A 24,458-nucleotide genomic window follows, 5' to 3' on the forward strand; every position below is an offset into this window, starting at 1 on the left:
CTACTCGAACCGGACCGTGCCGCGCGGCCCACCCTTCCGTGACCCGCCGCCGTCGAGCGCGCGCTCCACCGCGATGCGCACGACACCGCCGTTGTAGCCCTTGCGCATCAGGAACCCGGAGAGCCGGCGCTCTGCGGTCGCACGGTCGAGTCCCCTGAGCTGACCGACACGCTTCTCGGCGAGCTCGATCGCACGGATGAACTCGTCGTCCTCGTCGTCCGCCGCTGCATCGAGAGCTGCGTCGATCGCCGCCTGGTCGATGCCACGTCGGCGGAGCTCGGCGACGACACCCTGGCGCCCGAGTCCCTTGCGATCGTGGAGTCGGTCCACGAGGTCGGTCGCGAGGGCGACGTCGTCGAGCAGTCCCACACGGGTGAGCCGCTCGACCTCGTGCTCGATCACATCCGGGTCGAGGTCGTTGCCCCGGAGCATCGTCCGGAGCTCGGACTCGCTCACGCCCTTCCGGCCGAGTGCGCGCATGCTGAGCCGCTCGGCGTCGGCGCGTTGTTCGTCCAGCGGCCGGGGCGCGTCAGCGGGGTCGATCTCGTCACCGCCGGCGATCGAGAACACCGACGCCGTCGTGGCATCGGCCACGTCGGTGTCGTAGCCGTCCTGCTCGGCGCGGGCGCCGCGACCGGAGCCGTCCCCCACGACCGGCGAGACCCACTCGGACTCCGCACGGTGTCCACGGAGCGGAACCGGCGCGCTCGCAGCGGCATCGGCATCGTGCGTCGTTTCGACGCCGGGGGCGTCCGCTTCGCTCTCCGGTTCGGGCAGCGGCGGTGTCCGACGGCGGCGGGACCTCGCACCGAACAGGTCGGTGACCGGTGCGAGGTCGTCGCTGCCGTCGTCGTGCCCGGTCACGCGCCCTTGCGTGCGGTGAGCTTGGCTTCGAGCGACTCGACCGGCGCCGTTGCTTCTTCGGTGGCCTTGGCACCACCGATGCCGAGCTTGGCGAGGATCTTGCCTTCGATCTCCGCGGCGATCTCCGGGTTCTGGATCAGGAAGGAACGCGAGTTCTCCTTGCCCTGCCCGAGCTGGTCGCCGTCGTAGGTGTACCAGGCACCGGACTTCTTGACGATGCCGTGGTCCACGCCGAAGTCGAGCAGCGAGCCTTCGCGCGAGATACCCGTGCCGTAGAGGATGTCGAACTCCGCCTGCTTGAAGGGCGGCGCCATCTTGTTCTTGACGACCTTCACGCGGGTGCGGTTGCCGACGGCGTCGGTGCCGCTCTTCAGCGTCTCGATGCGACGGATGTCGAGGCGGACCGACGCGTAGAACTTCAGGGCCTTACCGCCGGACGTGGTCTCCGGGGAGCCGAAGAACACACCGATCTTCTCGCGCAGCTGGTTGATGAAGATCATCGTGGTCTGCGTCTGGTTCAGCCCACCGGCGAGCTTGCGGAGCGCCTGCGACATGAGTCGCGCCTGGAGGCCGACGTGGGAGTCACCCATCTCGCCTTCGATCTCGGCGCGGGGCACGAGCGCCGCGACGGAGTCGATGACGATCAGGTCGATCGAGCCGGAGCGGACGAGCATGTCGGCGATCTCGAGTGCCTGCTCGGCGGTGTCGGGCTGCGACACGAGCAGCGCGTCGATGTCCACGCCGAGCTTCTTGGCGTACTCGGGGTCGAGCGCGTGCTCGGCGTCGATGAACGCGGCGATGCCACCGTTGCGCTGCGCGTTCGCGATGGCGTGGATCGTCAGGGTGGTCTTACCCGAGGACTCCGGGCCGTAGATCTCGATGATGCGGCCACGCGGCAGCCCACCGATCCCGAGCGCGACGTCGAGGGCGACGGAACCGGTCGGGATGGTCGCGACCGGTGCACGCTCGTCGGAGCCGAGGCGCATCACGGCGCCCTTGCCGAACTGCCGGTCGATCTGGGCGAGTGCGGTCTCGAGGGACTTCTCGCGGTCTGCGGGTGATGGCATGGTGTGCTCCTTCGTGCTCGATGTCGGCCGCCTGTAGGCTGTCTCGTCCCCCGGGGCCGGTGGTGCAAGGCCCCTGGTTCTTCGACAAGGCTTCGGACGTTCCCGATGGCTTCGAACCTAGGGCGGGCCACCGACATCGATGCCGATCACCGCGCTGACTGTGGATGAATCCGCCGATCACGCCGCTGTGCAGGAAGCTATCACCCATCGAACACGCGTTCGAGCGACACGCCGAACAGATGTTCGGTGGCGGCACGCTAGTCGCGCGGCTCCAACAGCCCCTTGCCGTGCCGCCGGTCCTGCGGGACGTCCTGCGAGTCACACAGTGCGTCCCACACCTTCCGGGTGTCGATCCCGGCGGCGATGGCATCGGCAGCGGAGCGCCCGCCGAGCTCCTCGAGCACCACGTCACGGGCGACGACCGCGCCGTAGGCCTCCCCGAAGACCTGGTCGACGGCTCGCCAGAACTCACTCACACGCATCAGACCACCCTAAGCGTCAGCACGAACGGCGAACGCCCCCGCCGGCGGACCGACGGGGGCGTTCGTGTGCAGTGCGTCTCAGCGCACCGCGAGGTCGTTGTCGAACTCGGCGACGAGTTCGTCCGGGAGCGTGTCCGGGACCGGGGTGAGACCTTCCACCACGGCGAGGCGGTCTCCCACCTCGCGCATGATCGTGGAGATCGGGGTGTCCAACGCATCCGCGACGGAAGCGAGGATCTCCGAGCTGGCCTCTTTCTGACCGCGCTCCACCTCACTGAGGTACCCGAGAGCAACGCTGGCCTTGGACGCGACCTGACGGAGGGTCCGGCCCTTCTGCAAGCGGAAGTCCCGCAGAACGTCGCCGATTTCCTGACGAACGAGAACCATGAGAACTCCTCCTCTCTGTCGTCTCCGCGCCCGACCGGCCAGGGTGACCGGGTTCGGGTTCAGCAACACTAGCGTTGCCGGTTGCAGCATGCTAGCCACCTGGGCTGCCGTCCTGCTGGAGATTGCGTGAGATGTAACCCAGCGGTAACGCGGGCTATTCCCCGGTCTCGAGCGTGACGTGCAGTCGTGTCAGGAGTTCGGAGACAGCGGCCTGCCGGATTGCCTGACGGTCCCCGTCGAGGTGCAACTCGAACGCCTCCGCGCCCGCCGCTGATGCGATGCCGACGAACACCGTGCCGACGGGTTGGCCGTCCTGCGGGTCGGGTCCGGCGACACCCGTCGTCGAGATCCCCCACGTCGCGGGTACGCCGTCGACCGCCAGCGCGGTCCGCACGCCGGTGGCCATCTGCGCCGCCACGGTCGGGTCCACCGCGCCGTTCCGGGCGAGAAGCGCCGCGGAGACGCCGAGGACGGACGCCTTGACGGGCGTCGCGTAGGCCACGACTCCCCCACGGACGACGGCGCTCGCTCCTGGGACGCCGACGAGTTCCGACACGACGAGCCCGCCGGTGAGCGACTCCGCCACGGCGACGGTCTCACCCCGCGCGTTCAGCGCCGCGACGACCGATGACGCGAGGGTCACGCTGCGGTCCGGTTGTGCTTCCACGCCTGCCAGAGGTAGTCCAGCCCGCTCCACACCGTGGCGATGAACGCGGCCGTCATCAGGATCCCGTTCGTCCAGTGGGCGAAGTCGCCGGCGATGTTCCACCACGGGAAGAGCGCGAGCGTGATGGCGACCGCCTGCAGCACGGTCTTGATCTTGCCGCCGCGGCTCGCCGGGATGACCCGGTCGGAGAGCACCGCGAACCGGAACACCGTGATGCCGATCTCGCGCACCATGATCAGGACCGTCACGTACCAGGGCAGCTCGCCGAGGATGGACAGGGCGACGAGCGCTCCGCCGATGAGCACCTTGTCGGCGATCGGGTCGACGAGCTTGCCGAAGTCCGTGACGAGGCCCTGACGCCGCGCGATGATGCCGTCCGCACTGTCGGTGACGATTGCCACGACGAAGAGCACGGCCGCCCAGATGCGCGTCGGCCCGTCCTGCCCGGCATCGGCCAGCAGCAGGACGAAGAACAGCGGCGCCATCAGGATCCGGATGACGGTGATGATGTTCGCGACGTTCGCCGTCGACGCGGGACCCGGTCCCTTGCGGACGAGACGTCCCCGCCAGGGGAACCGCTTCGTGTTGGTGCCTTCCGAGGCGGTCATCGTCTTCACTCCCTGCCCGTGAGGCCCCAGGCGTCCTCGTCCGGTTCTTCCTCGACTCGATCGTACCCGCGCGTCATGTCGCCGACCGGGTCAGCGCTGTACCGGTCCCCGTCATCGGACGGCGACGGGACCGGCGGCGACACCGGTGCCGGCGCTGCCGGCTCCGGCGGCGGCTCCTCGCCGCGGAGTTTCGCGAGCACCGCCGGCAGCTGGTCGCCGGTGACGAGGACGTCTCGCGCCTTCGACCCCTCGGACGGCCCGACGATGTCGCGCGACTCCATGAGGTCCATCAGCCGCCCGGCCTTCGCGAACCCGACGCGGAGCTTCCGCTGGAGCATCGAGGTCGAACCGAACTGCGTGGAGACGACCTGTTCGACCGCGGCGAGCAGCAGCTCGAGGTCGTCGCCGATGTCGGCGTCGATCTCCTTGCGCTCGACCACGGCCTGGACGTCCTGGCGGTACTCGGGCTGGGCCTGCCGGGTGACGTGCTGGACGACCTCGGCGACCTCGCTCTCCTGCACCCATGCGCCCTGCACGCGGACGGCCTTCGAGGACCCCATCGGCAGGAAGAGCCCGTCGCCCTGCCCGATGAGCTTGTCGGCGCCGGGCTGGTCGAGGATCACGCGCGAGTCGGTGACGCTCGTCACAGCGAACGCGATCCGCGACGGGACGTTCGCCTTGATGAGGCCGGTGATGACGTCCACCGACGGCCGCTGCGTCGCGAGCACCAGGTGGATGCCGGCGGCACGTGCGAGCTGGGTGATGCGGACGATCGACTCCTCGACGTCCCGCGGGGCGACGAGCATGAGGTCGGCGAGCTCGTCGACGACGACGAGCAGGTACGGGTACGGCTTGAGCTTCCGTTCGCTGCCGGCGGGCAGGACGATCTCGTCGTTCTCGATCGCCTTGTTGAAGTCGTCGACGTGCCGGAACCCGAACGACGCGAGGTCGTCGTACCGCATGTCCATCTCCTTCACGACCCACTGCAGCGCCTCCGCAGCCTTCTTCGGGTTCGTGATGATGGGCGTGATGAGGTGCGGGACCCCGGCGTAGATCGAGAGCTCGACGCGCTTCGGGTCGACGAGGACCATGCGGACCTCGGACGGCTTCGCGCGCATCAGCAGCGAGGTGATCATCGAGTTTATGAACACCGACTTGCCGGACCCCGTGGAGCCGGCGACGAGCAGGTGCGGCATCTTCGCGAGGTTCGCGACGACGAAGCCGCCCTCGACGTCCTTGCCGACACCGATCGTCATCGGGTGCTTCGACTTGGTCGCGGCACTCGAGCGCAGGACGTCGCCGAGGGACACGATCTCGCGGTCCGAGTTCGGGATCTCGACACCGATGGCGCTCTTGCCCGGGATCGGGGACAGGATGCGGACCTCGTTCGAGGCGACCGCGTACGACAGGTTCTTCGACAGCGCCGTCACGCGCTCGACCTTGACGCCCGGACCGAGCTCGATCTCGTACCGGGTCACCGTCGGGCCACGGGAGAAGCCGGTCACCTTCGCGTCGACCTTGAACTCGGTGAGCACACCGGTGATGGCGGCGACGATGTCGTCGTTCGCCTGACTGCGCGCCACTGACGGCGTCCCGGCGCTCAGCGTCGTGGCCGCTGGGAGCCGGTACGGCTTCGACGGGTCGTCCGCCGATGCCGCCGCCATCGCGTCGTCCGCCTGAGCTGTCGCGTCGTCGACGGGGTCGGCCGGAGCGGACGGGAGGCTCGGTGCGGCCGCCGCGGGCAGGTCCCGTTCCGGACGGATCACCTCGGTGCGGTCGTCCGGGACGGGGGCGCCGAAGTCACGGAGCGCCTGCTCGGCACGGTCGAGGTCAGCGGCGACGTCCTGCTCGAGGGAGTCGTTGAGGTTCACCGACGCGGGCTCGGCGGGCGTGTGGTCGACGAGGCCGGCAGCGGCACCGGCGTTCGGGCTCGGTGCCGGTGCCGGTGCGACCGCGGCGGTCGAGGCCGGGATGACCGGGCTGTCGTACGCCGGGTCTTCTTCGCGACCGGACTTGTTGCGGCGCCACCACGGGATGTGCGCCTCGGCGTCGTCGTCCGGCTGCTCGCCGTCGCCGAACCCGAGGTCGTCGAACAGCTGCAGGCCCTGCGAGTCCGTCTTGCCCGCGACGCCCTTGCGCGGCGCCTTCGCCGGTTCGGCGGGGACGTCTTCCTCGGCGGCAGGGGCCGGCGCGCCGAACAGGTACGCGTACAGCTCGTGGAGTCGACGCCCGACCTTGTTCGGCGGCGTCTTGGTGATGATGAAGAGGGAGAGCACGAGCAGGACGATCGCCACCGGGACGGCGATCCAGACGGTGGCGACCGCGACGAGCCAGCCGATCACGACCCAGCCGATCACACCACCAGCCGTGGCGAGCGCCGGCATGCCGTCGGACGCGCTCGGCTGGCCGCCGAAGACGTGGCACAGGGAGGAGATCGACACGAGCAGCAGCCCGAGGCCGATCCCGATGCGGGTGTTGTCGTGGACGGACGCCGGATGCCGGAACAGCCAGCCGGCGAACACGATCATGATGACGGGGAGCGCGAACGCCAGCCGGCCGAACAGCCCGCCGAACGTGTACGCGTCGAGCGCCACCGAGACGCCGTTGCTCGGGTTCAGCCACTCGACGACCGCGCCGGCGATGGCCAGCACGAACAGGAAGAACGGGAAGCCGTCGCGACGCTGGTCTTTCTCGAGGGTCTCGGACCCGAGCAGCCGGAACATCGCACCGACGCCGTGGGCCATGCCCATCCAGGCGGTCACGAGCGGGTTCTGCCCGGTGAACTCGACCGACGGCTTCGCCTGCGGCAGCTTCTTCGTGGTGGCCTGCGTGCGCGACGTCCCGCGCGACCCGCTTCCACGGGACGACGATGACGCGCGTGAGCGCGTGGTCGACTTGGTGCCTCCGGCCATGGGGTAGACCCTAACGCCACCTGGGGACAAACCGACGGAGCCCCGCCGCACGAGGCGGCGGGGCTCCCGACGGGTCAGTACCGGATCGCGTCGATGACCTTGACGCGCACCGCGACGAGCGCGGGGAGCAGTCCGGCGAGCGCCCCGACGAACACCGCGGCGCCGATCCCGACGAACGCGGCCTCCAGCGGGAACGGTGCTCCCCCGATGTCGGCGCCGCCCGTGATCGCGGTCCGCACGGTCTCGTTGCTGAGCACCGCCGCCCCGAGCATCACGCCGACGCCCCCGGCGACGGCGGTCCCGAGGACGTTCTCGAGCAGCACGGCGACGAAGATCCGGCCGGCGGAGGCACCGACACCGCGCCGGATGCCGATCTCGCGGATCCGCTGCCGGACGCTCACGAGCGACACGTTGAGCAGCCCGAGCCCGCCGAGCACCAGGACCAGCACGGACACCGCGGCGATGACGTAGCGCAGCGGCCCGAGCGGGTCACCGTCCACCGTGGCACCGGCGTCCATGCGGCTCGCGGTGACCTCGACGCCGCCGCCGAGGGTCCGCTCGGTGTCGCTCGCGATCCGCTTCGCGAGCTGCTTGCCGCCCGATGCCGGGATCCACACCTCGAACGTGCGACTGCCACCCGTCTCCGGGTCGACGACGGTCCCGGCGGCGGCCGTCGTGCGCGCGAGCTGGAACATGCCGGGCTCGGTGTCGTACTCGGACGTCTTGTACTCCCCGACGACGACCGCGGTGACCGCGGGCGTCCCGGGCAGTCGGACGGTCGGGTGCGTCACGAGGTCGGGGTCGCCCAGACGGTCGAGGAAGGCCCGGTTCACGATGATCGCCGGCGCGAGCCGGTCACGGTCGGACTCGGTGAACCATGATCCGTCGGCCATCCGGACCCGGTGCATCTCGGCGTACCCGGGATCGACGGTCTTCGTCCACACGTCGCCGACGCCGTCCGGGAACTGGACCTTCCGCGGCCCCTCCGCCGCCTCGCTCGCGTACGACACGTCGTATCGAGCAGCCCCGGCACGGAGCTGGTCGAACACCGCGTCCTCGTCGGGCAGGGCGTCCCCCGACTTCGTCGACGCGGTGAGCTGGAACGTCGCCGGCCGGCCACCGTACTGCTCGTTGAACGCCTCCGTCGCCTTCTCGGCGAGCGATCCGAACCCGACCACGACGGCGAGCGACGCGACGGCGATGGTCACACCGACCAGGCTGAGGACGACACGGCCCCGGTGCACGCGGAGCTCCTGCCAGGACTCGACGAAGGTCCCGACGACGGTGCTGAACACGCCGTTCACGCGGCGGCCTCCTCGAACGCGTCGACCACGAGGCCGTGGTCGATCCGGTGGACGGTCTCCGCTCGGGCCGCGACGGCGGCGTCGTGGGTGATGGTCATGAGCGCGGCACCGGTCTCGGCGGCGACGGTCTCGAGCAGCTCCATCACGATGCGACCGGTGTCGACGTCGAGCGCTCCGGTCGGCTCGTCGGCCAGGATGAGCCGGGGCGAGCGGACGAGCGCCCTGGCGATCGCGACGCGCTGCTGCTCGCCGCCGGAGAGCCGGTGCGGCTGCGTGTCGGCCCGGTCGGCCAGCCCCACGCGGTCGAGCATCTCGGTGGCGAGACGACGACGACGCCAGAAGTCCTTCCCGGTCGCGTAGAGGAGCGGGATCTCGACGTTCTCGACCGCGGTGCGGCCCTGCAGCAGGTTGAACTGCTGGAACACGAAGCCGACGTCGGCCCCGCGGATCCGGTCGCGACGGAGCGACCCGGCCCGGCCGACGTCGACCCCGCCGAACTCGTGCGTGCCGTCGGTCGGGGTGTCGAGCAGCCCGAGGACGTTGAGCAGCGTCGACTTGCCGGAGCCCGAGCGGCCGACGATCGCGGTGGTGCTGCCGGCTTCGACGTCGAGGTCGATCCCGCGGAGGATCTCGAGCGTGGAGCCGTCCGGCAGCGTGACGGACTTCTGCAGCCCGCGGACGGAGACCAGACTCATCCGACCATCACCGCGCCACCCTCGACGGAGTCGTCCTCGGACTGCTCCTTGCCCGGCACGAACTGCAGGACCTGGTCACCCTCGGCCACCCCGGACTTCACCTCCACCAGCTCACCGTCGTTGATGCCGAGCTCGACGTCGCGCGTCTCGTGCTTCTCCTCGTCGGTGACGACCGTGACGACACCCTTCTGCGCGGTGCCCTGGACGGCCGTGGTCGGGAGGGTCAGGACGCCCTCTGCCTTGCCGGCGGGCACGGCCACCGTCACCTCGAGCCCCGGGAACACCGTGACGTCGCCCGGGACGTCGCACTCCAGCTGCGTCCCGCCGGAGGAGGCGTCCGCGCCGGACCCGTCAGCGGCGTCGGTGTCCGACGACGAGGAGTCGGACGCGGCCGCGCTCGTCAACGACAGGTTGGTGCAGGTGAACGGCGCAGGGCCGTCCTTCACCGTCACCGTCGCCTCGGACGGACGGTTGATCAGGCGGTAGAGCTGCGCGGCCTCGAGCGTGGCGCTCGCGCGGTACGACTCGGGGGCGACGCGGGCCACGGTCGTGCCGATGTCGACCGGCTGCTGCGACACCAGGTCGAGCCCGGACACGGTGCCCGCGGCCGGAGCGGCGACGGTCGAGAAGGTGACCTTGGGCGGGAGCGGGCTGCCGTCGGCCGTGACACCGTCGACCGGGGTCTCGACACGGACGTCGAGGATCGCCGCACCCTGCTCGACGTGGTCGCCGTTCGCCACGAAGAGGCGGTTCACGGTGCCGGCTGCCGTCGAGCGCACCGGGGTGGACGCGACGGAGCGGATGGTGCCCTTCGCCTCGACGTCGTTGCTGATGTCGCCCTTCTCCACCGTGACGACGGGGTCGTCGATCTTGCCGGTCGGGACCTTGTCGGCTTCCGGCGGCTGAGCGGCGAAGAACGCGAGCCGGACGAGTGCCACTGCGATGGCGGCGAACACCAGGAACTTGAGGCCGGGCCACACCCAGCGTCGCAGAACGATCACACAGGAATACTAGTGACCGGCATCCCGACGAAAGATCATGCTCAGGGATGAGAACGGCCCGCCGCAGCGTCCGGGACGGACGTGCGGCGGGCCTCCGGTCGGACCGCGCGCGGGCCCTACGCCTCGATGATCACCGGGACGATCATCGGACGACGGCGGTGCTTCGTGTTCACCCAGCGTCCGACGGTCCGGCGGACCACCTGGCTGAACGCGTGCTGGTCCCGCGTGCCGTTGCCGGCCGCGTCGGCCAGGGCACGGGCGATCTGCGGGCGGACGTCGTCGAAGACGGAGTCGTCCTCGGCGAAGCCGCGCGACTGGATCTCCGGGCCGATGACGCACTGACCTGTTGCGAAGTCGACCGCGCAGAAGACGGAGATGAAGCCCTCTTCCGCCAGGACACGACGGTCCTTGAGGTCGGCGTCGGTGATCTCACCGACGGTCGAACCGTCCACGTAGACGTACCCGATGTCGAGCTGTCCGACGACGTTCGCGACACCGTCCTTCAGGTCGACGACGATGCCGTCCTGACCGAGGATGACGTTGCGCGGCGGGACACCCGTCTGGATCGCCAGGTCGGCGTTCGCGTAGAGGTGCCGGTGCTCGCCGTGCACGGGCAGGACGTTGCGCGGACGCAGGATGTTGTAGCAGTACAGCAGCTCGCCGGCGGACGCGTGGCCCGAGACGTGCACCTTCGCGTTGCCCTTGTGCACGACCTTCGCACCGAGCTTCGTCAGGCCGTCGATCACGCGGTAGACGGCGTTCTCGTTGCCCGGGATGAGCGACGACGCGAGGATGACGGTGTCGCCGTCGCCGATCTCGATCTGGTGCTCGAGGTTCGCCATGCGGGCGAGGACGGCCATCGGCTCGCCCTGGGACCCGGTCGACATGTAGACGATCTGGTCGTCCGGGACGTCCTTGGCCTTCTTCGTGTCGATCAGCACGTTCTCCGGCACCCGCAGGTACCCGAGGTCGGCGGCGATCGTCATGTTGCGGATCATCGAGCGGCCCATGAACGCGACACGGCGGTTCGCGGCGGCCGCGGCGTCGAGCACCTGCTGCACGCGGTGCACGTGCGAGGAGAAGCTCGCGACGACGACCTTCTTGCGCGCCCGCATGATGATGTTCTCGAGCACCGGGCCGATGTCGCGCTCCGGAGCGGTGAACCCGGGGACGTCGGCGTTGGTGGAGTCCGGCAGGAACAGGTCGACGCCGGCCTCGCCGAGCCGCGCGAACGCACGGAGGTCGGTGATGCGGTCGTCGAGCGGCAGCTGGTCCATCTTGAAGTCGCCGGTGTGCAGCACGCGCCCTGCCGGGGTCGTGATGGCGACGGCGAGGGCGTCGGGGATGGAGTGGTTCACCGCGACGAACTCGAGGTGGAACGGGCCGAGCTGCTCGGTCTGGTCCTCCTGCACGACGAGCGTGTACGGCTTGATCCGGTGTTCCTTGAGCTTCGCCTCGACGAGCGCCAGGGTCAGCGTGGACCCGATCAGCGGGATGTCCTGGCGGAGCTTCAGCAGGTACGGCACGGCGCCGATGTGGTCCTCGTGACCGTGCGTGAGCACGACGCCGAGGACGTCGTCGAGGCGGTCCCGGATCGGCGCGAAGTCGGGCAGGATCAGGTCGACGCCCGGCTGGTGCTCCTCGGGGAACAGCACGCCGGCGTCGACGATGAGCAGCTTGCCCTCGTACTCGTAGACGGTCATGTTGCGACCGATCTCGCCGAGGCCACCGACGGGGATGACCCGGAGGGTGCCCGGCTCGAGGGGCTGGGGTTCGGAGACTTGCGTGGGCATTCGGTCCTGACTGCTTCGGCGGCGCGCGTCCTGCGCGCCGCGGTCGATCAACGGGTGGTGCCTGGCACCTTCGGAAGCGCTCCTCCCGCGGCCGCGTTGCGGTCCGGGCGGAAGTTGGAGAAGTCGGCGCCGGGGATCCCGTGCACGGCTTCGAGGGAGGTCTCGATGGCGTACGCCTCCGAGTCCTCGGGGCCGACGAGCGGCAGGCGGACACGGGGGCTGCCGATGCGCCCGAGCCCGTGCAGGATGTACTTTGCCGCGACGGTGCCGGGGACGTGCGTCATCACGGCACGGACCAGCGGCTCGATGCGCTGGTGCTCGCGCGTCGCGGTGGCCAGGTCACCGGCGTTCACCGCGTCGATGATAGTCCGGTACGGCGTGGACGTGATGTTCGCCGTCACGCCGATGAGTCCGGTCGCGCCGATCGACAGGTGCGGGAGCACGTTCGTGTCGTCGCCGGAGAAGTACATCAGGTCGGTGTTGTTGAGCACGCGGGACACCTCGGCGAAGTCGCCCTTGGCGTCCTTGACGGCCACGATGTTCGGGTGGTGCGAGGCCCGCACGATCGTCTCGTACGTGATCGGGATGCCCGTGCGGCCCGGGATGTCGTACAGGATCACCGGCAGGTCGGTGGCGTCCGCGATCATCCGGAAGTGCGTCAGCACGCCGGACTGCGTCGGCTTGTTGTAGTACGGCGTGACGATCATCACGCCGTCGGCGCCGGCCCGCTCGCTCTGCTTGTAGAGGTGGATCGCGTGTGCGGTCTCGTTGGAGCCGCCGCCCGTGATGATCTTCGCGCGGCCGTTCGCGACGGACTTGCCGACCTCGACCAGCCGGAGCTTCTCCGGGTCGGTGAGCGTGGACGTCTCACCGGTGGTGCCGGTCACGACGATGCCGTCGGCACCGGCGGTGATGCAGTCGTCGATGTGCTGCTCGACGCCCGGCCAGTCCACTTCACCGTCGGCGGTGAAGGGGGTCACGAGGGCGACGAGGACCTGACCGAAGGGATTCTCACGCGGGGACACGGCCACCAGCGTACCGGGGATGCGCGTGGGCGAGGCCGTCCGCCCGGACGGTGCGGCACCAGCGGCCGGCCGGGAGGCTCGGCGCGCGTCCGTCACGCCGGTCCCGCCCCACACACGGCCCCCACCAGATCGAGGGCGCGGCGCGCGCTACGAGCGGCGGCGCCACTCCAGGAAGCGGTAGCGGACGCCCGTGCGGGAGGTCTGCCACGGGCCCTCGTCGACGAGCGCCCACGCGTCGTCCAGCGTCGGCGCGACGGTGTCGCCGGCGACCTCGGTGTCGATCACGGTCTCGGAGACCCGGTCCGCGAAGGGCACCGCCGCCTCGTAGACCTGTCCCCCGCCGATGACCCAGACGGGCTCGTCGGTGTCGAGCGCCGTCGCCAGGTCGTGCACGACCTCCGCGCCGTCGGCCGACCACGACGCATCGCGGGTGAGCACGACGTTGCGGCGACCCGGGAGCGGTCGGAAGCGCTCCGGCAGCGAGTCCCAGGTGCGCCGACCCATCACGACGGTGGCGTCCCCCGTCACCTGCCGGAAGTGCGCGAGGTCCTCCGGCACGTGCCACGGCATCCCCCCGTCCGCGCCGATGACCCCGTCGAGCGACCGCGCCCAGACCAGGCCGACACCCCGGACGGGTTCGACCCACTGCTCCGGCGGCATCAGACGGCGACCGCGCCCTTGATCGCCGGGTGGTGGTGGTAGCCGAGGACCTGGAAGTCCTCGTACTCGTAGTCGTCGATCGAGTCGCGGTGCGCGATCTCGAGCGTCGGCGGCGCGTACGGCGTGCGGGAGAGCTGCTCGCGGACCTGCTCGACGTGGTTGTCGTAGATGTGGCAGTCGCCGCCCGTCCACACGAAGTCACCGACCTCGAGCCCGGTCTGCGCCGCGATCATGTGCGTCAGGAGCGCGTACGAGGCGATGTTGAACGGCACGCCGAGGAACATGTCGGCGCTCCGCTGGTAGAGCTGGCACGAGAGCTTGCCGTCGTTGACGAAGAACTGGAAGAAGGCGTGGCACGGTGCGAGCGCCATGTCCGGGATGTCCGACACGTTCCACGCCGACACGATGAGCCGGCGCGAGTCGGGGTTCGTCCGGATCTGCTCGATGACCTGGGCGATCTGGTCGATGTGCTCCCCGGACGGCGTCGGCCACGACCGCCACTGCACGCCGTAGACCGGGCCGAGGTCGCCGGATCCGTCCGCCCACTCGTTCCAGATCCGCACGCCGTGCTCCTGCAGCCAGGTCGCGTTGCCGTCGCCGCGCAGGAACCACAGGAGTTCGTACGCGATCGACTTGAAGTGCACGCGCTTGGTCGTGATGAGGGGGAAGCCCTCCGACAGGTCGAACCGGAGCTGCGCACCGAAGATGCTGCGTGTGCCGGTCCCGGTGCGGTCGCCCTTGGGAGCGCCGTCGTCGAGGACGCGCCGGAGCAGGTCTTCGTACGGGGTGGCAACGGTGGCGTCGGGCTGGACGGTCGCGGTGTCGGTCACACCCGAAGCCTAAACGCGACCACCCACACTGGCGAGTCGACGTGCGCGACGTCCCCCGAGCCTCCAGACCGACTGCGTAGCGTGGTCTCCATGACCGAACCGCTCTCGATCCTGGTGGCCGGCGCGTCCGGCTTCATCGGGACCCCGCTGGTGCGTGCCCTGCGCGATGCCGGGCACCACGTCTCGACCCTGGTGCGGCGCGAGCCGCACACCCCCACGGAGTTCCGGTGGGCCCCCGGCAGCCGACCGCTCGACCCCGCGGTCCTCGACGGCGCGGACGTGGTCGTCAACCTCGCCGGGGCGAACATCGGCAAGCTGCCGTGGACGGACACGTACAAGCAGGAGATCCTGCGCTCCCGGGTCGACGCGACGGACACGCTCGTCGAGGCGATGCGGCACGCGACGACCCCGCCGCGCCTGTTCCTGTCCGGGTCCGCGTCCGGCGTCTACGGCGACCGTCCCTCCGACGTGCTCGGGGACGACGCCGATGCCGGGACGGGCTTCCTCGCCGAGGTGTGCACCGCATGGGAAGCCGCCGCGAACCGGGCGCCGGACGGGGTCAGGGTGGTCACGTTGCGGACCGGCATCGTCGTCGGGAAGGGCGGGGGCGCGCTCGCACCGCTCGTACCGCTCACGAAGGTCGGACTCGGCGGACGACTCGGGACCGGCGGCCAGCACTGGCCGTGGATCGCGCTCGAGGACGAGGTCGGTGCGATCGTGCACCTCGCGACCGTGTCCTCCGCGGCCGAGGTGTCCGGCCCGGTGAACCTCGCCGGTCCGGAACCGGCCGTCGCCGACCGGATCACGAAGCGCGTCGCCGAGGACCTGCACCGCCCCTACCTCTTCCGGATCCCGGAGTTCGCGCTGAAGGCGCTGCTGCGGGACGCCGCGGACGAGATGCTGCTGTCGAGCCAGCAGATGGTCCCGACGAAGCTGCTCGAGTCCGGCTACGCGTTCCGGTACACCCGGGCAGAAGCCGCGGTCGACGCGGCGTTCTAGCGGGAGTGGGCCAGGGCGGTCCGCATGGCTGCCCTGGCTCGCTTCCGGTCGCCTGCGGCGTCGTAGACGACCCCGAGTCGGAACCAGGCACGCCAGTCGTCCGGAGCGGCCTCGACCGCGGCCTTGTACTGCGGGAAGAGCTCGTCTGCCGCCGCACGGTCGGGTCGGCCGGACGGGCGCAGCGGGACGACGTCGGCCGGGGTGCCGTGCTCGCGTTCGAGGCGGGTACCGAGCCGCGTGATGCGCAGCCCGAACCGGAACTCGAGCACGAGCAGGAGCGCACCGATGGCCGCGACGACGAAGAGCGCGACGCCGATCGCGATGCCCACGGCGAGGCCCGTCGCGATGAACGCCACGGCGCGCTGCCCGACGAGCACGATGTAGAGCGCGAGGAGCACCGTCATCAGGGCGGCGCCCCAGAACGGCGAGCGGAGCTTCACGCGGCGCTCCCGGGAGATGGCTTCACGCGGTGCTCCTAGCCGATGCCGAGCACGGTGCCGAGCCCGACCGAGAGGCCGCGGAGGTCGCCGACAGCGGCGAGGGCGGCGCGGATGCCTGGTGCGTAGGCCACGTCGTCGTTCGTGTCGTGCCGGATCGTCAGGGTCTCCCCCGGGCCGCTCAGCACCACGTCCTGCACGGCCGTGACTCCCGGCAGCCGCAGCGAGTGGATCGGCACGCTCGCGACCTGCTGCCCGCGGGCACGCTGGTCGACGTGCGGAGCGTCGACCGGGCCGACCGCCCGCCGGGCGTCGGAGATGAGCTCGGCGGTGCGCACTGCGGTGCCGGACGGGGAGTCGATCTTGCCCGCGTGGTGGGTCTCGACGATCTCGATCGCCGGGAACCACGGCGCGGCGATCGTCGCCAGGTGGGTGCCGAGGACCGATCCGATCGAGAAGTTCGGCACCACGAGCGCGCCCTGCTCCGGACGAGCCTCGAGCGACGACCGGAGCTTCACGAGACGGTCTGCCGACCAGCCGGACGTGCCGACGAGCACGTTCGCACCGCTCTCCAGCGCGTTCGCCACGATCGCGGGGCTGAGCGCCGGGACGGTGACGTCGACGACGATCCCGGCGCCGTTGAAGACCGACGGCCCGGCTTCGTGCGCGCCGTCCTTGGACGACAGGCTGGCGACGAGCTCGAACCCGGGGAGTTCCTCGACGACGGCGGCCACGAGGCCCCCGAGACGACCGGTGGCGCCGACGACGGCGACGGGAGTGACCATGCGCCCCATCCTAGGATCGACGCATGACCACCGAGCGCACCCGGGTCACCGTCCGTATCGTCCCGGCCGACCTGCCGGAGGTCGACGTGCTGCTCGACGCCTACCTCGACGAGCGCGAGGCGACGTTCCCGAGCGTGCAGGGCAGCTACTCGCGGAAGCGGACGCCCGCCGCGGAGTTCACCCCGCCGAACGGCGTGTTCGCGGTCGCCTCGGACGACGCGGGACGGGCGCTCGGGTGTGGCGGGCTCCGGCGCATCGCGGACGACGGCGACGACGTGCGGTTCGAGGTGAAGCACGTGTTCGTCACGCCCGAGGGCCGCGGGCGGGGCGTGGCCACGGCGATCATGGACGAGCTGGAGCGCGCGGCCGCCGGACTCGGCGCGACGTCGATCGTGCTCGACACGAACGACTCGCTCGTCGCAGCCGGTGCGATGTACCGCTCGCGGGGCTACGCGCGCGTCGAGCCGTTCAACGACAACCCGAACGCGACCGCCTGGTACCGCAAGCCGGTGGCCCCGGACGCGGGCTGACGGGGGCTGGGCCCACGCCGCCGGTCCCGGACCGACGCGCCAGCGGCGGGCCGGCCGTGCCGGTGGGGAGAGGCTCGTGGCGGGGCCGCTACGAGCCTCCAGTCCGGATCGCGGTCGCGACTAGAGCGGCTGGTCGACCGGCAGGCCGGTCCGGAGCTCGACCGGCAGGTGCGCCGTGTCGTTGAGGGTCACGAGCTCGGCGGGCTTCGCCGACCGGATGCGGATGATCGTCAGCGCCGTGTGGGCGACGTTCGTCCCCATCCAGCGCCACTCGGGCGCCCGGAAGACCTCGCGCACGAACCAGCCGATCACGGCGTTGTGCGTGATGATCAGGTCGTGCCGGTCCTGCATCGCCGGCGTGAACCACTCCGCCACCGCATCGCCCATCTGGGCCTGCCCGGCGATGATCTCCTCCTCGGTGATGCCGCCGTAGAACTTCTTGTACGCAGCGGGCATGTCCGGCGTCGGTCCGGAGGGGATGCAGTCGAACAGCAGCGTCGACGGTTCCGGCTGGATCGCGGGCAACCGCTGCGCGAGGAACGACGCGGTCTCGCTCGGCGCTTCGAGCGGCGAGTGCCAGACGCCGTCGAACGGCACGCCGCCGAGCCGGTCGGCGACGAGCATCGACTGGCGCTTGCCGCGCTCGGAGAGCTTGCCGTCGCGGAGTCCGTGCTCGGCGTCCTGGTGCTCGCCGTGCCGGACGAGGTAGAGGTAGTGCGACATCTCCGTCATCGACCGCCGATGCCGATCGCGGACTCGAGTGCCGAGCGCTCGACGTCGCCGACCACCGACGTGATCTTCGGGCGGGTCAGCAGGTCTCTGGCGAGTTCGAGCACGTCGTCCGTCGTGACCCGGTCGACCCGTTCGAGCGCGGTGTCGAGGTCGGTGAACTCGCCGGTGCCGAGTTCGGCGCGGCCGAGCCGGGTCATCCGCGCGTCGGAGTCCTCGAGGGAGAGCGTCACCGCTCCCTCGATCTGCCCCTTCGCGCGGCGGAGTTCGTCGTCGGTGATGCCGTCGTCGGCCATCCGCGCGAACTCGGCGTCGACGATCTCGATCACGCCGCCGACCTTGTCGGGAGCGCAGCCCGCGTAAACACCGAACGCACCGTTGTCGAGGTAGGCGGGCGCGAACGAGGACACCGCGTAGGCGAGCCCTCGGCGTTCACGGACCTCTTGGAAGAGCCGGGAGCTCATGCCGCCACCGAGGACGGCGTTCAGCACGCTGAGCACCGGACGGCGGTCGTCACGGAGGTCCAGACCCTGCGAGCCGCGGAGCATGCTGGCCTGCTCGGTGGGACGGTGCACCACCGTGAGCTTCTCGACGGCGGGGTCCGCCACGGGCTGCGCCGTGCGCCTGGCGACCGGACGGGCGCGACCGGCGCTCTGGAAGACCTCTTCCACGAGGGCGCAGAAGCGGTCGTGGTCGACGGCTCCGGCCGCGGTGATGACGAGCCCGTTCGGCGCGTAGTGCTCGGCGTAGTGGGACAGGACCTCGTCGCGCTGCACCGCGCGGATGCTCTCCGGCGTCCCGCCGATCGGACGGCCGAGCGCGTGCCCCTCGAAGGCCGCGGCGAAGAAGGCCTCGCCGGCGACGTCGGCCGGGTCGTCGGCGGCCATCGCGAGCTCTTCGAGGATGACGCCGCGCTCGACGTCGAACGCCTCCGGTTCGAGCACCGAGTTCGTGACCATGTCACCGATCACCCGGACGGCCATCGGCACGTCGGCGTCACGGACACGGGCGTAGTAGCACGTGTACTCCTTGGCGGTCGCGGCGTTGTGCTCGCCACCGACGGAGTCGAACGCCACAGCGATGTCGAGCGCGCTGCGGGTCGTGGTGCCCTTGAACAGCAGGTGTTCGAGGAAGTGCGTGGAGCCGTACTGCCCGGCGCGTTCGTCACGGGACCCGACTCCGACCCAGTACCCGATGCTCGTCGAGTGGGACGCCGGAACGGCCTCGGTCAGCACGCGCACGCCCGAGGGGAGGACGGTGCGGCGGACGAAGGATCCCCCGGACGTCAGGAACGACGTGTCCGGGGCCTCGAGGGGCAACGGCACTGGGTGGTTCATCGCGGTCGAGCCTACTGACGTTCCCCGGGTGCCGGGCCGAAGTCCGCGTGTGCCTCGAAATGGGGTACACAAAGTGAGGACAGACCGACACGTCTGTCTGTCCTCCATGTGCTACAGTTGCGTACGCCGGATCGGTAGCCCCCCTAGATTCCGATCCGGTGGCTCGGGACATCAGTCCTCGGCGGCACGAGTCCCCCCACTCAGCCGCGGAGCCGATGAGTCCCAAGGAGCCACGCTGTGACGGTCGATTCCCCCCAACCGGCCGTCCAGCGTCTCCTTGGGCCGAGCAATCCGAACCTCGCGTCGTCGGACGGGTCGAGCGTCCCCCCGGCTCCCCGCTCCGGCGGCGCGAAGGTCCGCATCCTCGAGACCGCGACGCGACTCTTCTACGAAGAGGGGATCCACAGCGTCGGGGTCGACCGCCTCATCTCCGAGGCGAGCGTCACGAAGGCGACGTTCTACAAGCACTACGGGTCGAAGGACAACCTGATCCTGGCCTACATCCGGACGCAGCACGAGCGCGTGCAGGACCGGTTCGAGCGCCTCGTCACCGACGCCGGCGAAGCGCCCCTGGCCGTCCGCGCCTGGGTCGACGCCGTCTCGGACGAGGTGAACGAGGCGGAGTTCCGCGGCTGCGCGTTCCTCAACGCCGCCGCCGAGTACCACGACCCGCGCGACCCCGTCCGCCAGGTGGTCGCGAGTCACCGCGACTGGTACACGGAACGTCTCGCGGAACTCCTGCAGGCCGCCGGCCACCCGCTCCCGGGCGACGGCGCCGACGAGCTCATGCTCGCGCGGGACGGCGCCATGTCGGGTGCCTACGCCGGCGACGCCATCGCGGCGACAGCGGCACTCCGTCGCGTCGCCGAACGCGTCCTCGCCGGCTGAACCTGGCCCGAACCCATCTGAACCGCGCCCGGACCCGGCTCGAAGCTGCGCGTCCGCCGGTTTCCGCGCACCCCTGGTGACGGCCCCTGTTCGGGGGTACCGTGACCGCACGGTCGACCAACCCGCCGATCGTGCCCCGGTTGACCCGTTTCCCTGCAGCGTCGGCCAGGGCCCCGTGCTGCCCGCACGTCTCGAGGACAACGATGTTCGACAACCGTTTCATCCGTCACGCCATCGACCGCAGCGCCGAGAACGCGCTCGACCGACGACGCTTCTTCGCAGCCGCCGGTGTCGCCGGCGCCTCAGCCGGCATCGCCGCGCTCGGCTCGTCGGTGCTCACCGCCGCCCCCGCCTCCGCCACCCCCGAGGAGGACGCCGCCGTCTCCGACGCCGCGATCCTCAACTTCGCGCTCAACCTCGAGTACCTCGAGGCCGAGTTCTACCTCCGCGCCGTGTTCGGCACGGGCCTGACCGACAGCATGATCACCGGCATCGACCCCCAGGGGCCGGTCATCGGTGGCAAGAAGGTGCCGTTCAAGACCGCAGCGATCCGCGGGATCGCCACCGAGATCGCGAACGACGAACGCGCGCACGTCGCGTTCCTCCGGAGCGCGCTCGGGGACGCGAAGGTGTCCCGCCCCAAGATCGACCTGGTGGGCAGCTTCACTGCCGCCGCCCGAGCCGCCGGGGTCGTCGGGCCCACCGGCACGTTCGACCCGTTCGCGAGCGAGGAGAACTTCCTCCTCGGGGCGTACGTCTTCGAGGACGTGGGGGTCACCGCCTACAAGGGCGCTGCTCCCCTGATCTCCAGCAAGACGTACCTCAGCGCCGCTGCCGGCATCCTCGCCGTCGAGGCCTACCACGCCGGCATCATCCGGTCGAAGCTGTCCGACAAGGGCCTGCAGGTGCCGGCGAACAAGATCTCGGACGCCCGGGACTCGCTCGACGGCCCCGCGGACGACGACCAGGGCATCACGACGTCGAGCGGCGCGGTGAACCTCGTGCCGACCGACGCGAACTCCCTCGCCTACGGTCGCACCGCCGAACGGGTCCTCAACGTGGTGTTCCTGACGCCGAACCAGATCGACAAGGGCGGCTTCTTCCCCGAGGGCGTCAACGGAGCGATCGTCGCCAGCGGCAACCCGGGGAGCGCGACCGGCCCGGCCTGATCCGTGGGACAGGAGGCTCGGTGCGCGCTCGCTCCGCCCTCCCTCGCAAGCTCGGTCGGCGCGGGCCGCGTGGCGCTTCGCGCCACCGCTGAGCGGCCCGCGCCTGTCCGCCTCCGGTCGCCTCCATGGCACGGGTGGTTGCCTGGGTGCATGGCAAACGACCCGCTCTGGCGCCTCCCCGAGGTGCCCACCTTCACCCTCACCAGCTCCGACTTCACCGACGGTGACGAGCTGCCGACGTCCGCGCGCGGCGGCGACGTCGGTGGCGAGGACCGCTCCCCCGCCCTCGAGTGGTCGGGAGCCCCCGAGGACACGCAGAGCTACGTGCTCACCGTGTACGACCCCGATGCACCGACGGGATCGGGCTTCTGGCACTGGTGTGTGTCGGACATCCCGGCCGACGTCACGTCGCTCCCTGCCGGTGCCGGCACGGACGACGCGCTCCTGCCCGCCGCGGCGCTCCGTCGGCACAACGAGTTCGGGTCGGACACGTTCCTCGGTGCCGCGCCTCCCGCCGGGCACGGGTCCCACCGGTACTTCTTCACGCTGAGTGCGCTCGACGTCCCGCTGCTCGAGGTCCCCGCCGATGCGACCCCCGCGGTCGTCGGGTTCATGTTGCGGGAGCACCTCCTCGCGCGTGCCGTGCTGATGGGCACGCAGGAGACCCCCGCGGAGTAGCGCGCCCGTCTCGACTCGAAACGACAGCGCCGCTGTCGTTCGACAACGACGCTGTCGTCCCTTGCGGCAGCGGACTGTTGCGGACGCGCGGCAGCGACAAGGTCGCTGTCGTACGACAGCGAGTTCGTCGTTCCGAGTCGGCAGCCGGTGCCCCGCCCGCCGCCAGCGCATCCCGCACCCCGCCAGCGCACCCCGCACACGCGGAACGGCCGCCGTCCCGAAGGACGACGGCCGTTCTGCGTGCAGGAGTGGATCAGACGGTGGCGTCCGAGGACTCCTCGCGTGCACCGCTGCTGTCGGTGTCCGACTCCTCGGCCACGACCGGCGCGAGCGAGAGCTTGCCGCGGTCGTCGACCTTGGTGACCTCGACCAGGATCTTCTGGCCGACGCCGAGGACGTCCTCGACGTTCTCGACACGCTTGCCACCGGCGAGCTTGCGCACCTCGGAGACGTGGAGCAGACCGTCGCGGCCCGGGAGCAGCGACACGAAGGCGCCGAACGTGGCGATCTTCACGACGGTGCCGAGGAACTGGTCCCCGATCTCCGGGTTGGTCGGGTTCGCGATCGCGTTGACCTGGGCGCGAGCGGCCTCGGCCGACGGACCGTCGACGGCGCCGATGTACACGGTGCCGTCGTCCTCGATCGAGATGTCGGCGCCGGTCTCGTCCTGGATCCCGTTGATCGTCTTGCCCTTCGGGCCGATCAGCTCGCCGATCTTGTCGACGGGGATCTGCACGGAGATGACACGCGGCGCGGTGTCCGCCATCTCATCGGGTGCGTCGATCGCCTCGGTGAGGACACCGAGGATGGCCGAGCGGGCCTCCTTGGCCTGCTTCAGCGCGGCGTCGAGCACCGACGACGGGATGCCGTCGAGCTTGGTGTCGAGCTGGATCGCCGTGACGAACTCCGAGGTACCGGCGACCTTGAAGTCCATGTCGCCGAGGGCGTCCTCGGCACCGAGGATGTCGGTCAGCGCCGCGTAGCGGGTCTGGCCGTCGACGGTGTCGGAGACGAGGCCCATCGCGATGCCCGCGACCGGGGCCTTGAGCGGCACACCGGCGTTGAGGAGCGACAGGGTCGAGGCGCAGACGGAACCCATCGACGTCGAGCCGTTGGAGCCGAGGGCCTCGGACACCTGACGGATCGCGTAGGGGAACTCCTCGCGCGACGGCAGCACCGGCACGAGGGCGCGCTCGGCGAGGAAGCCGTGCCCGATCTCGCGACGCTTCGGCGAACCCACGCGGCCGGTCTCACCGGTCGAGTAAGGCGGGAAGTTGTAGTGGTGCAGGTAGCGCTTCTTCGTGACGGGCGACAGCGAGTCGATCTGCTGCTCCATCTTGAGCATGTTCAGCGTGGTGACGCCGAGGATCTGCGTCTCGCCGCGCTGGAAGATCGCCGAGCCGTGGACGCGCGGGATCACGGCGACCTCGGCGTCGAGCGGACGGATGTCGGCGAGGCCGCGACCGTCCATGCGGACCTGCTCGGTCAGGATGCGGCCGCGGACGACCTTCTTCGTGACCGACTTGTAGGCGCCGCTGACCTGGCCGTTGGCCGACTCCGGGAGCTCACCGGCCGTCACCTTGGCGGCGATGGCCTCCTTGACGCGCGCCTTGAGCGCGTCGTCCGCGTCCTGGCGCTCGAGCTTGCCGGCGATCTTGTAGACGTCGCCGAGCTCGGACAGGGCGATGGCCTCGACCGCGTCGTAGACCTCGGGGGCGTACGGCGGGAAGACCGGGTAGTCCTGGATCTCCTTGGCCGACTGCGCGGCCATCTTCGCCTGCGCCTCGACGAGGACCTTGAGGAACGGCTTCGCCGCCTCGAGGCCCTGCGCGACGATCGCCTCGTCGGGCTTGGTGGCGCCGCCCTGGATGAGGTCCCAGCTGTGCTCGGTGGCCTCGGCCTCGACCATCATGATCGCGACGTCCTCGTTGCCCGCCTCGTCCGTGACGACACGGCCGGCGACGGTGAGGTCGAAGACGGCCTCGGCGAGCTGCGACGCCTTCGGGAACGCGACCCACTGGTCGCCGATGAGCGCCAGGCGCACACCCGCGATGGGGCCGGAGAACGGCAGACCGGAGATCTGCGTCGACGCCGATGCCGCGTTGATCGCGAGCGCGTCGTAGAACTCGTCAGGAGCGATGCTCAGGACGGTGATGACGATCTGGACCTCGTTGCGGAGGCCGTCGACGAACGACGGGCGCAGCGGCCGGTCGATGAGCCGGCAGACCAGGATCGCCTCGGTCGAGGGGCGGCCCTCGCGGCGGAAGAACGAGCCGGGGATCTTGCCGGCGGCGTACGAGCGCTCTTCGACGTCGACCGTCAGCGGGAAGAAGTCGAAGCCCTCGCGCGGGTGCTTGCCGGCGCTGGTGGCAGACAGCAGCATGGTCTCTTCGTCCAGGTACGCGGCGACGGCACCCTGTGCCTGCTGCGCGAGACGACCGGTCTCGAACCGGACCGTCCTGGTGCCGAAGCGACCGTTGTCGATGATCGCTTCAGCGAACTTGATCTCGGGACCCTCCAAGAGGATGCCTCCTTGCGTCTGTGATGCAGCAGACCCGGCCTCGGGCACACGCGTGCACGTGCGCTCCACGACGCGGAACGCATGCCTGGC

At 70.5% G+C, this 24,458-nt stretch carries 24 protein-coding genes; 5 read left to right on the forward strand and 19 right to left on the reverse strand.

Annotated elements, in window-relative coordinates:
- From ACEN9V_RS04765 to ACEN9V_RS04830, 14 genes are all read right to left on the reverse strand, one after another.
- Positions 1-864: a regulatory protein RecX gene (locus tag ACEN9V_RS04765; RefSeq protein WP_413602343.1), complete on the reverse strand. Its 864-nt coding sequence runs from the start codon at positions 862-864 to the stop codon at positions 1-3.
- Positions 861-1,931: a recombinase RecA gene (gene recA / locus ACEN9V_RS04770; RefSeq protein ID WP_281267451.1), complete on the reverse strand. Its 1,071-nt coding sequence runs from the start codon at positions 1,929-1,931 to the stop codon at positions 861-863. The genes ACEN9V_RS04765 and recA overlap by 4 nt, the downstream gene beginning before the upstream one ends.
- A gap of 257 nt (positions 1,932-2,188) precedes the next feature.
- Positions 2,189-2,413 (reverse strand): DUF3046 domain-containing protein, encoded by a 225-nt coding sequence (locus ACEN9V_RS04775; RefSeq protein ID WP_123656394.1) that lies wholly within the window; start codon positions 2,411-2,413, stop codon positions 2,189-2,191.
- A 78-nt stretch (positions 2,414-2,491) separates the two neighbouring features.
- Positions 2,492-2,800 (reverse strand): helix-turn-helix domain-containing protein, encoded by a 309-nt coding sequence (locus ACEN9V_RS04780; RefSeq protein WP_058725115.1) that lies wholly within the window; start codon positions 2,798-2,800, stop codon positions 2,492-2,494.
- 154 nt (positions 2,801-2,954) lie between these two features.
- On the reverse strand, positions 2,955-3,443 hold the full coding sequence (locus tag ACEN9V_RS04785; RefSeq protein WP_413602344.1) for a CinA family protein: 489 nt from the start codon (positions 3,441-3,443) through the stop codon (positions 2,955-2,957).
- Positions 3,440-4,075 (reverse strand): CDP-diacylglycerol--glycerol-3-phosphate 3-phosphatidyltransferase, encoded by a 636-nt coding sequence (gene pgsA, locus ACEN9V_RS04790; protein ID WP_413602345.1) that lies wholly within the window; start codon positions 4,073-4,075, stop codon positions 3,440-3,442. Before pgsA ends, ACEN9V_RS04785 begins: the two co-directional genes overlap by 4 nt.
- A 5-nt stretch (positions 4,076-4,080) precedes the next feature.
- On the reverse strand, positions 4,081-6,987 hold the full coding sequence (locus ACEN9V_RS04795; RefSeq protein ID WP_413602346.1) for a DNA translocase FtsK: 2,907 nt from the start codon (positions 6,985-6,987) through the stop codon (positions 4,081-4,083).
- 74 nt (positions 6,988-7,061) lie between these two features.
- Entirely contained in the window at positions 7,062-8,291 is a 1,230-nt protein-coding gene (locus ACEN9V_RS04800) for an ABC transporter permease (RefSeq protein ID WP_413602347.1), read from the reverse strand.
- Entirely contained in the window at positions 8,288-8,986 is a 699-nt protein-coding gene (locus ACEN9V_RS04805) for an ABC transporter ATP-binding protein (RefSeq protein ID WP_413602348.1), read from the reverse strand. Before ACEN9V_RS04805 ends, ACEN9V_RS04800 begins: the two co-directional genes overlap by 4 nt.
- Positions 8,983-9,987 (reverse strand): HlyD family efflux transporter periplasmic adaptor subunit, encoded by a 1,005-nt coding sequence (locus ACEN9V_RS04810; protein ID WP_413602349.1) that lies wholly within the window; start codon positions 9,985-9,987, stop codon positions 8,983-8,985. The genes ACEN9V_RS04805 and ACEN9V_RS04810 overlap by 4 nt, the downstream gene beginning before the upstream one ends.
- Positions 9,988-10,103: 116 nt before the next feature.
- A complete protein-coding gene (locus ACEN9V_RS04815) occupies positions 10,104-11,780 on the reverse strand; it encodes a ribonuclease J (protein WP_281267444.1) in 1,677 nt (558 codons plus the stop codon).
- 47 nt (positions 11,781-11,827) lie between these two features.
- Positions 11,828-12,805 (reverse strand): 4-hydroxy-tetrahydrodipicolinate synthase, encoded by a 978-nt coding sequence (gene dapA / locus ACEN9V_RS04820; RefSeq protein WP_413602350.1) that lies wholly within the window; start codon positions 12,803-12,805, stop codon positions 11,828-11,830.
- A 147-nt stretch (positions 12,806-12,952) separates the two neighbouring features.
- The gene (locus ACEN9V_RS04825) at positions 12,953-13,465 is read right to left on the reverse strand and encodes a dihydrofolate reductase (protein WP_413602351.1); all 513 of its coding nucleotides are present in this window, start codon (positions 13,463-13,465) and stop codon (positions 12,953-12,955) included.
- The gene (locus ACEN9V_RS04830) at positions 13,465-14,295 is read right to left on the reverse strand and encodes a thymidylate synthase (protein WP_413602352.1); all 831 of its coding nucleotides are present in this window, start codon (positions 14,293-14,295) and stop codon (positions 13,465-13,467) included. Before ACEN9V_RS04830 ends, ACEN9V_RS04825 begins: the two co-directional genes overlap by 1 nt.
- 90 nt (positions 14,296-14,385) lie before the next feature.
- On the opposite strand from ACEN9V_RS04830, the gene ACEN9V_RS04835 reads away from it, so the two are divergent.
- On the forward strand, positions 14,386-15,294 hold the full coding sequence (locus ACEN9V_RS04835; RefSeq protein WP_413602353.1) for a TIGR01777 family oxidoreductase: 909 nt from the start codon (positions 14,386-14,388) through the stop codon (positions 15,292-15,294).
- Here ACEN9V_RS04835 and ACEN9V_RS04840 read toward each other — a convergent pair.
- Positions 15,291-15,734, reverse strand: coding sequence for a tetratricopeptide repeat protein (locus ACEN9V_RS04840; RefSeq protein ID WP_413602354.1), 444 nt, complete (start codon positions 15,732-15,734; stop codon positions 15,291-15,293). The genes ACEN9V_RS04835 and ACEN9V_RS04840 overlap by 4 nt on opposite strands.
- A 35-nt stretch (positions 15,735-15,769) precedes the next feature.
- Positions 15,770-16,516 (reverse strand): 4-hydroxy-tetrahydrodipicolinate reductase, encoded by a 747-nt coding sequence (locus ACEN9V_RS04845; RefSeq protein WP_413602355.1) that lies wholly within the window; start codon positions 16,514-16,516, stop codon positions 15,770-15,772.
- A gap of 23 nt (positions 16,517-16,539) precedes the next feature.
- Here ACEN9V_RS04845 and ACEN9V_RS04850 point away from each other — a divergent pair, with 23 nt between their 5' ends.
- A complete protein-coding gene (locus tag ACEN9V_RS04850; protein WP_413602356.1) occupies positions 16,540-17,046 on the forward strand; it encodes a GNAT family N-acetyltransferase in 507 nt (168 codons plus the stop codon).
- A gap of 120 nt (positions 17,047-17,166) precedes the next feature.
- Here the strand turns inward: ACEN9V_RS04850 and ACEN9V_RS04855 are convergent, their stop codons facing one another.
- Positions 17,167-17,769 (reverse strand): histidine phosphatase family protein, encoded by a 603-nt coding sequence (locus ACEN9V_RS04855; RefSeq protein ID WP_413603035.1) that lies wholly within the window; start codon positions 17,767-17,769, stop codon positions 17,167-17,169.
- A gap of 5 nt (positions 17,770-17,774) precedes the next feature.
- A complete protein-coding gene (locus ACEN9V_RS04860) occupies positions 17,775-19,112 on the reverse strand; it encodes a M16 family metallopeptidase (RefSeq protein ID WP_413602357.1) in 1,338 nt (445 codons plus the stop codon).
- A gap of 237 nt (positions 19,113-19,349) precedes the next feature.
- On the opposite strand from ACEN9V_RS04860, the gene ACEN9V_RS04865 reads away from it, so the two are divergent.
- The 3 genes from ACEN9V_RS04865 to ACEN9V_RS04875 all read left to right on the forward strand — a co-directional run bounded on the left by ACEN9V_RS04865 (position 19,350) and on the right by ACEN9V_RS04875 (position 21,847).
- Positions 19,350-20,000 (forward strand): TetR/AcrR family transcriptional regulator, encoded by a 651-nt coding sequence (locus ACEN9V_RS04865; RefSeq protein ID WP_413602358.1) that lies wholly within the window; start codon positions 19,350-19,352, stop codon positions 19,998-20,000.
- A gap of 203 nt (positions 20,001-20,203) precedes the next feature.
- On the forward strand, positions 20,204-21,169 hold the full coding sequence (locus ACEN9V_RS04870) for a ferritin-like domain-containing protein (protein ID WP_413602359.1): 966 nt from the start codon (positions 20,204-20,206) through the stop codon (positions 21,167-21,169).
- 150 nt (positions 21,170-21,319) lie between these two features.
- Positions 21,320-21,847: a YbhB/YbcL family Raf kinase inhibitor-like protein gene (locus tag ACEN9V_RS04875; RefSeq protein ID WP_413602360.1), complete on the forward strand. Its 528-nt coding sequence runs from the start codon at positions 21,320-21,322 to the stop codon at positions 21,845-21,847.
- 253 nt (positions 21,848-22,100) lie between these two features.
- Here the strand turns inward: ACEN9V_RS04875 and ACEN9V_RS04880 are convergent, their stop codons facing one another.
- Positions 22,101-24,368: a polyribonucleotide nucleotidyltransferase gene (locus ACEN9V_RS04880; RefSeq protein WP_413602361.1), complete on the reverse strand. Its 2,268-nt coding sequence runs from the start codon at positions 24,366-24,368 to the stop codon at positions 22,101-22,103.
- Between the last annotated feature and the right edge of the window lie 90 nt (positions 24,369-24,458).

It is taken from the genome of Curtobacterium sp. Curtsp57 (assembly GCF_047324335.1).
Classification (GTDB): domain Bacteria; phylum Actinomycetota; class Actinomycetes; order Actinomycetales; family Microbacteriaceae; genus Curtobacterium.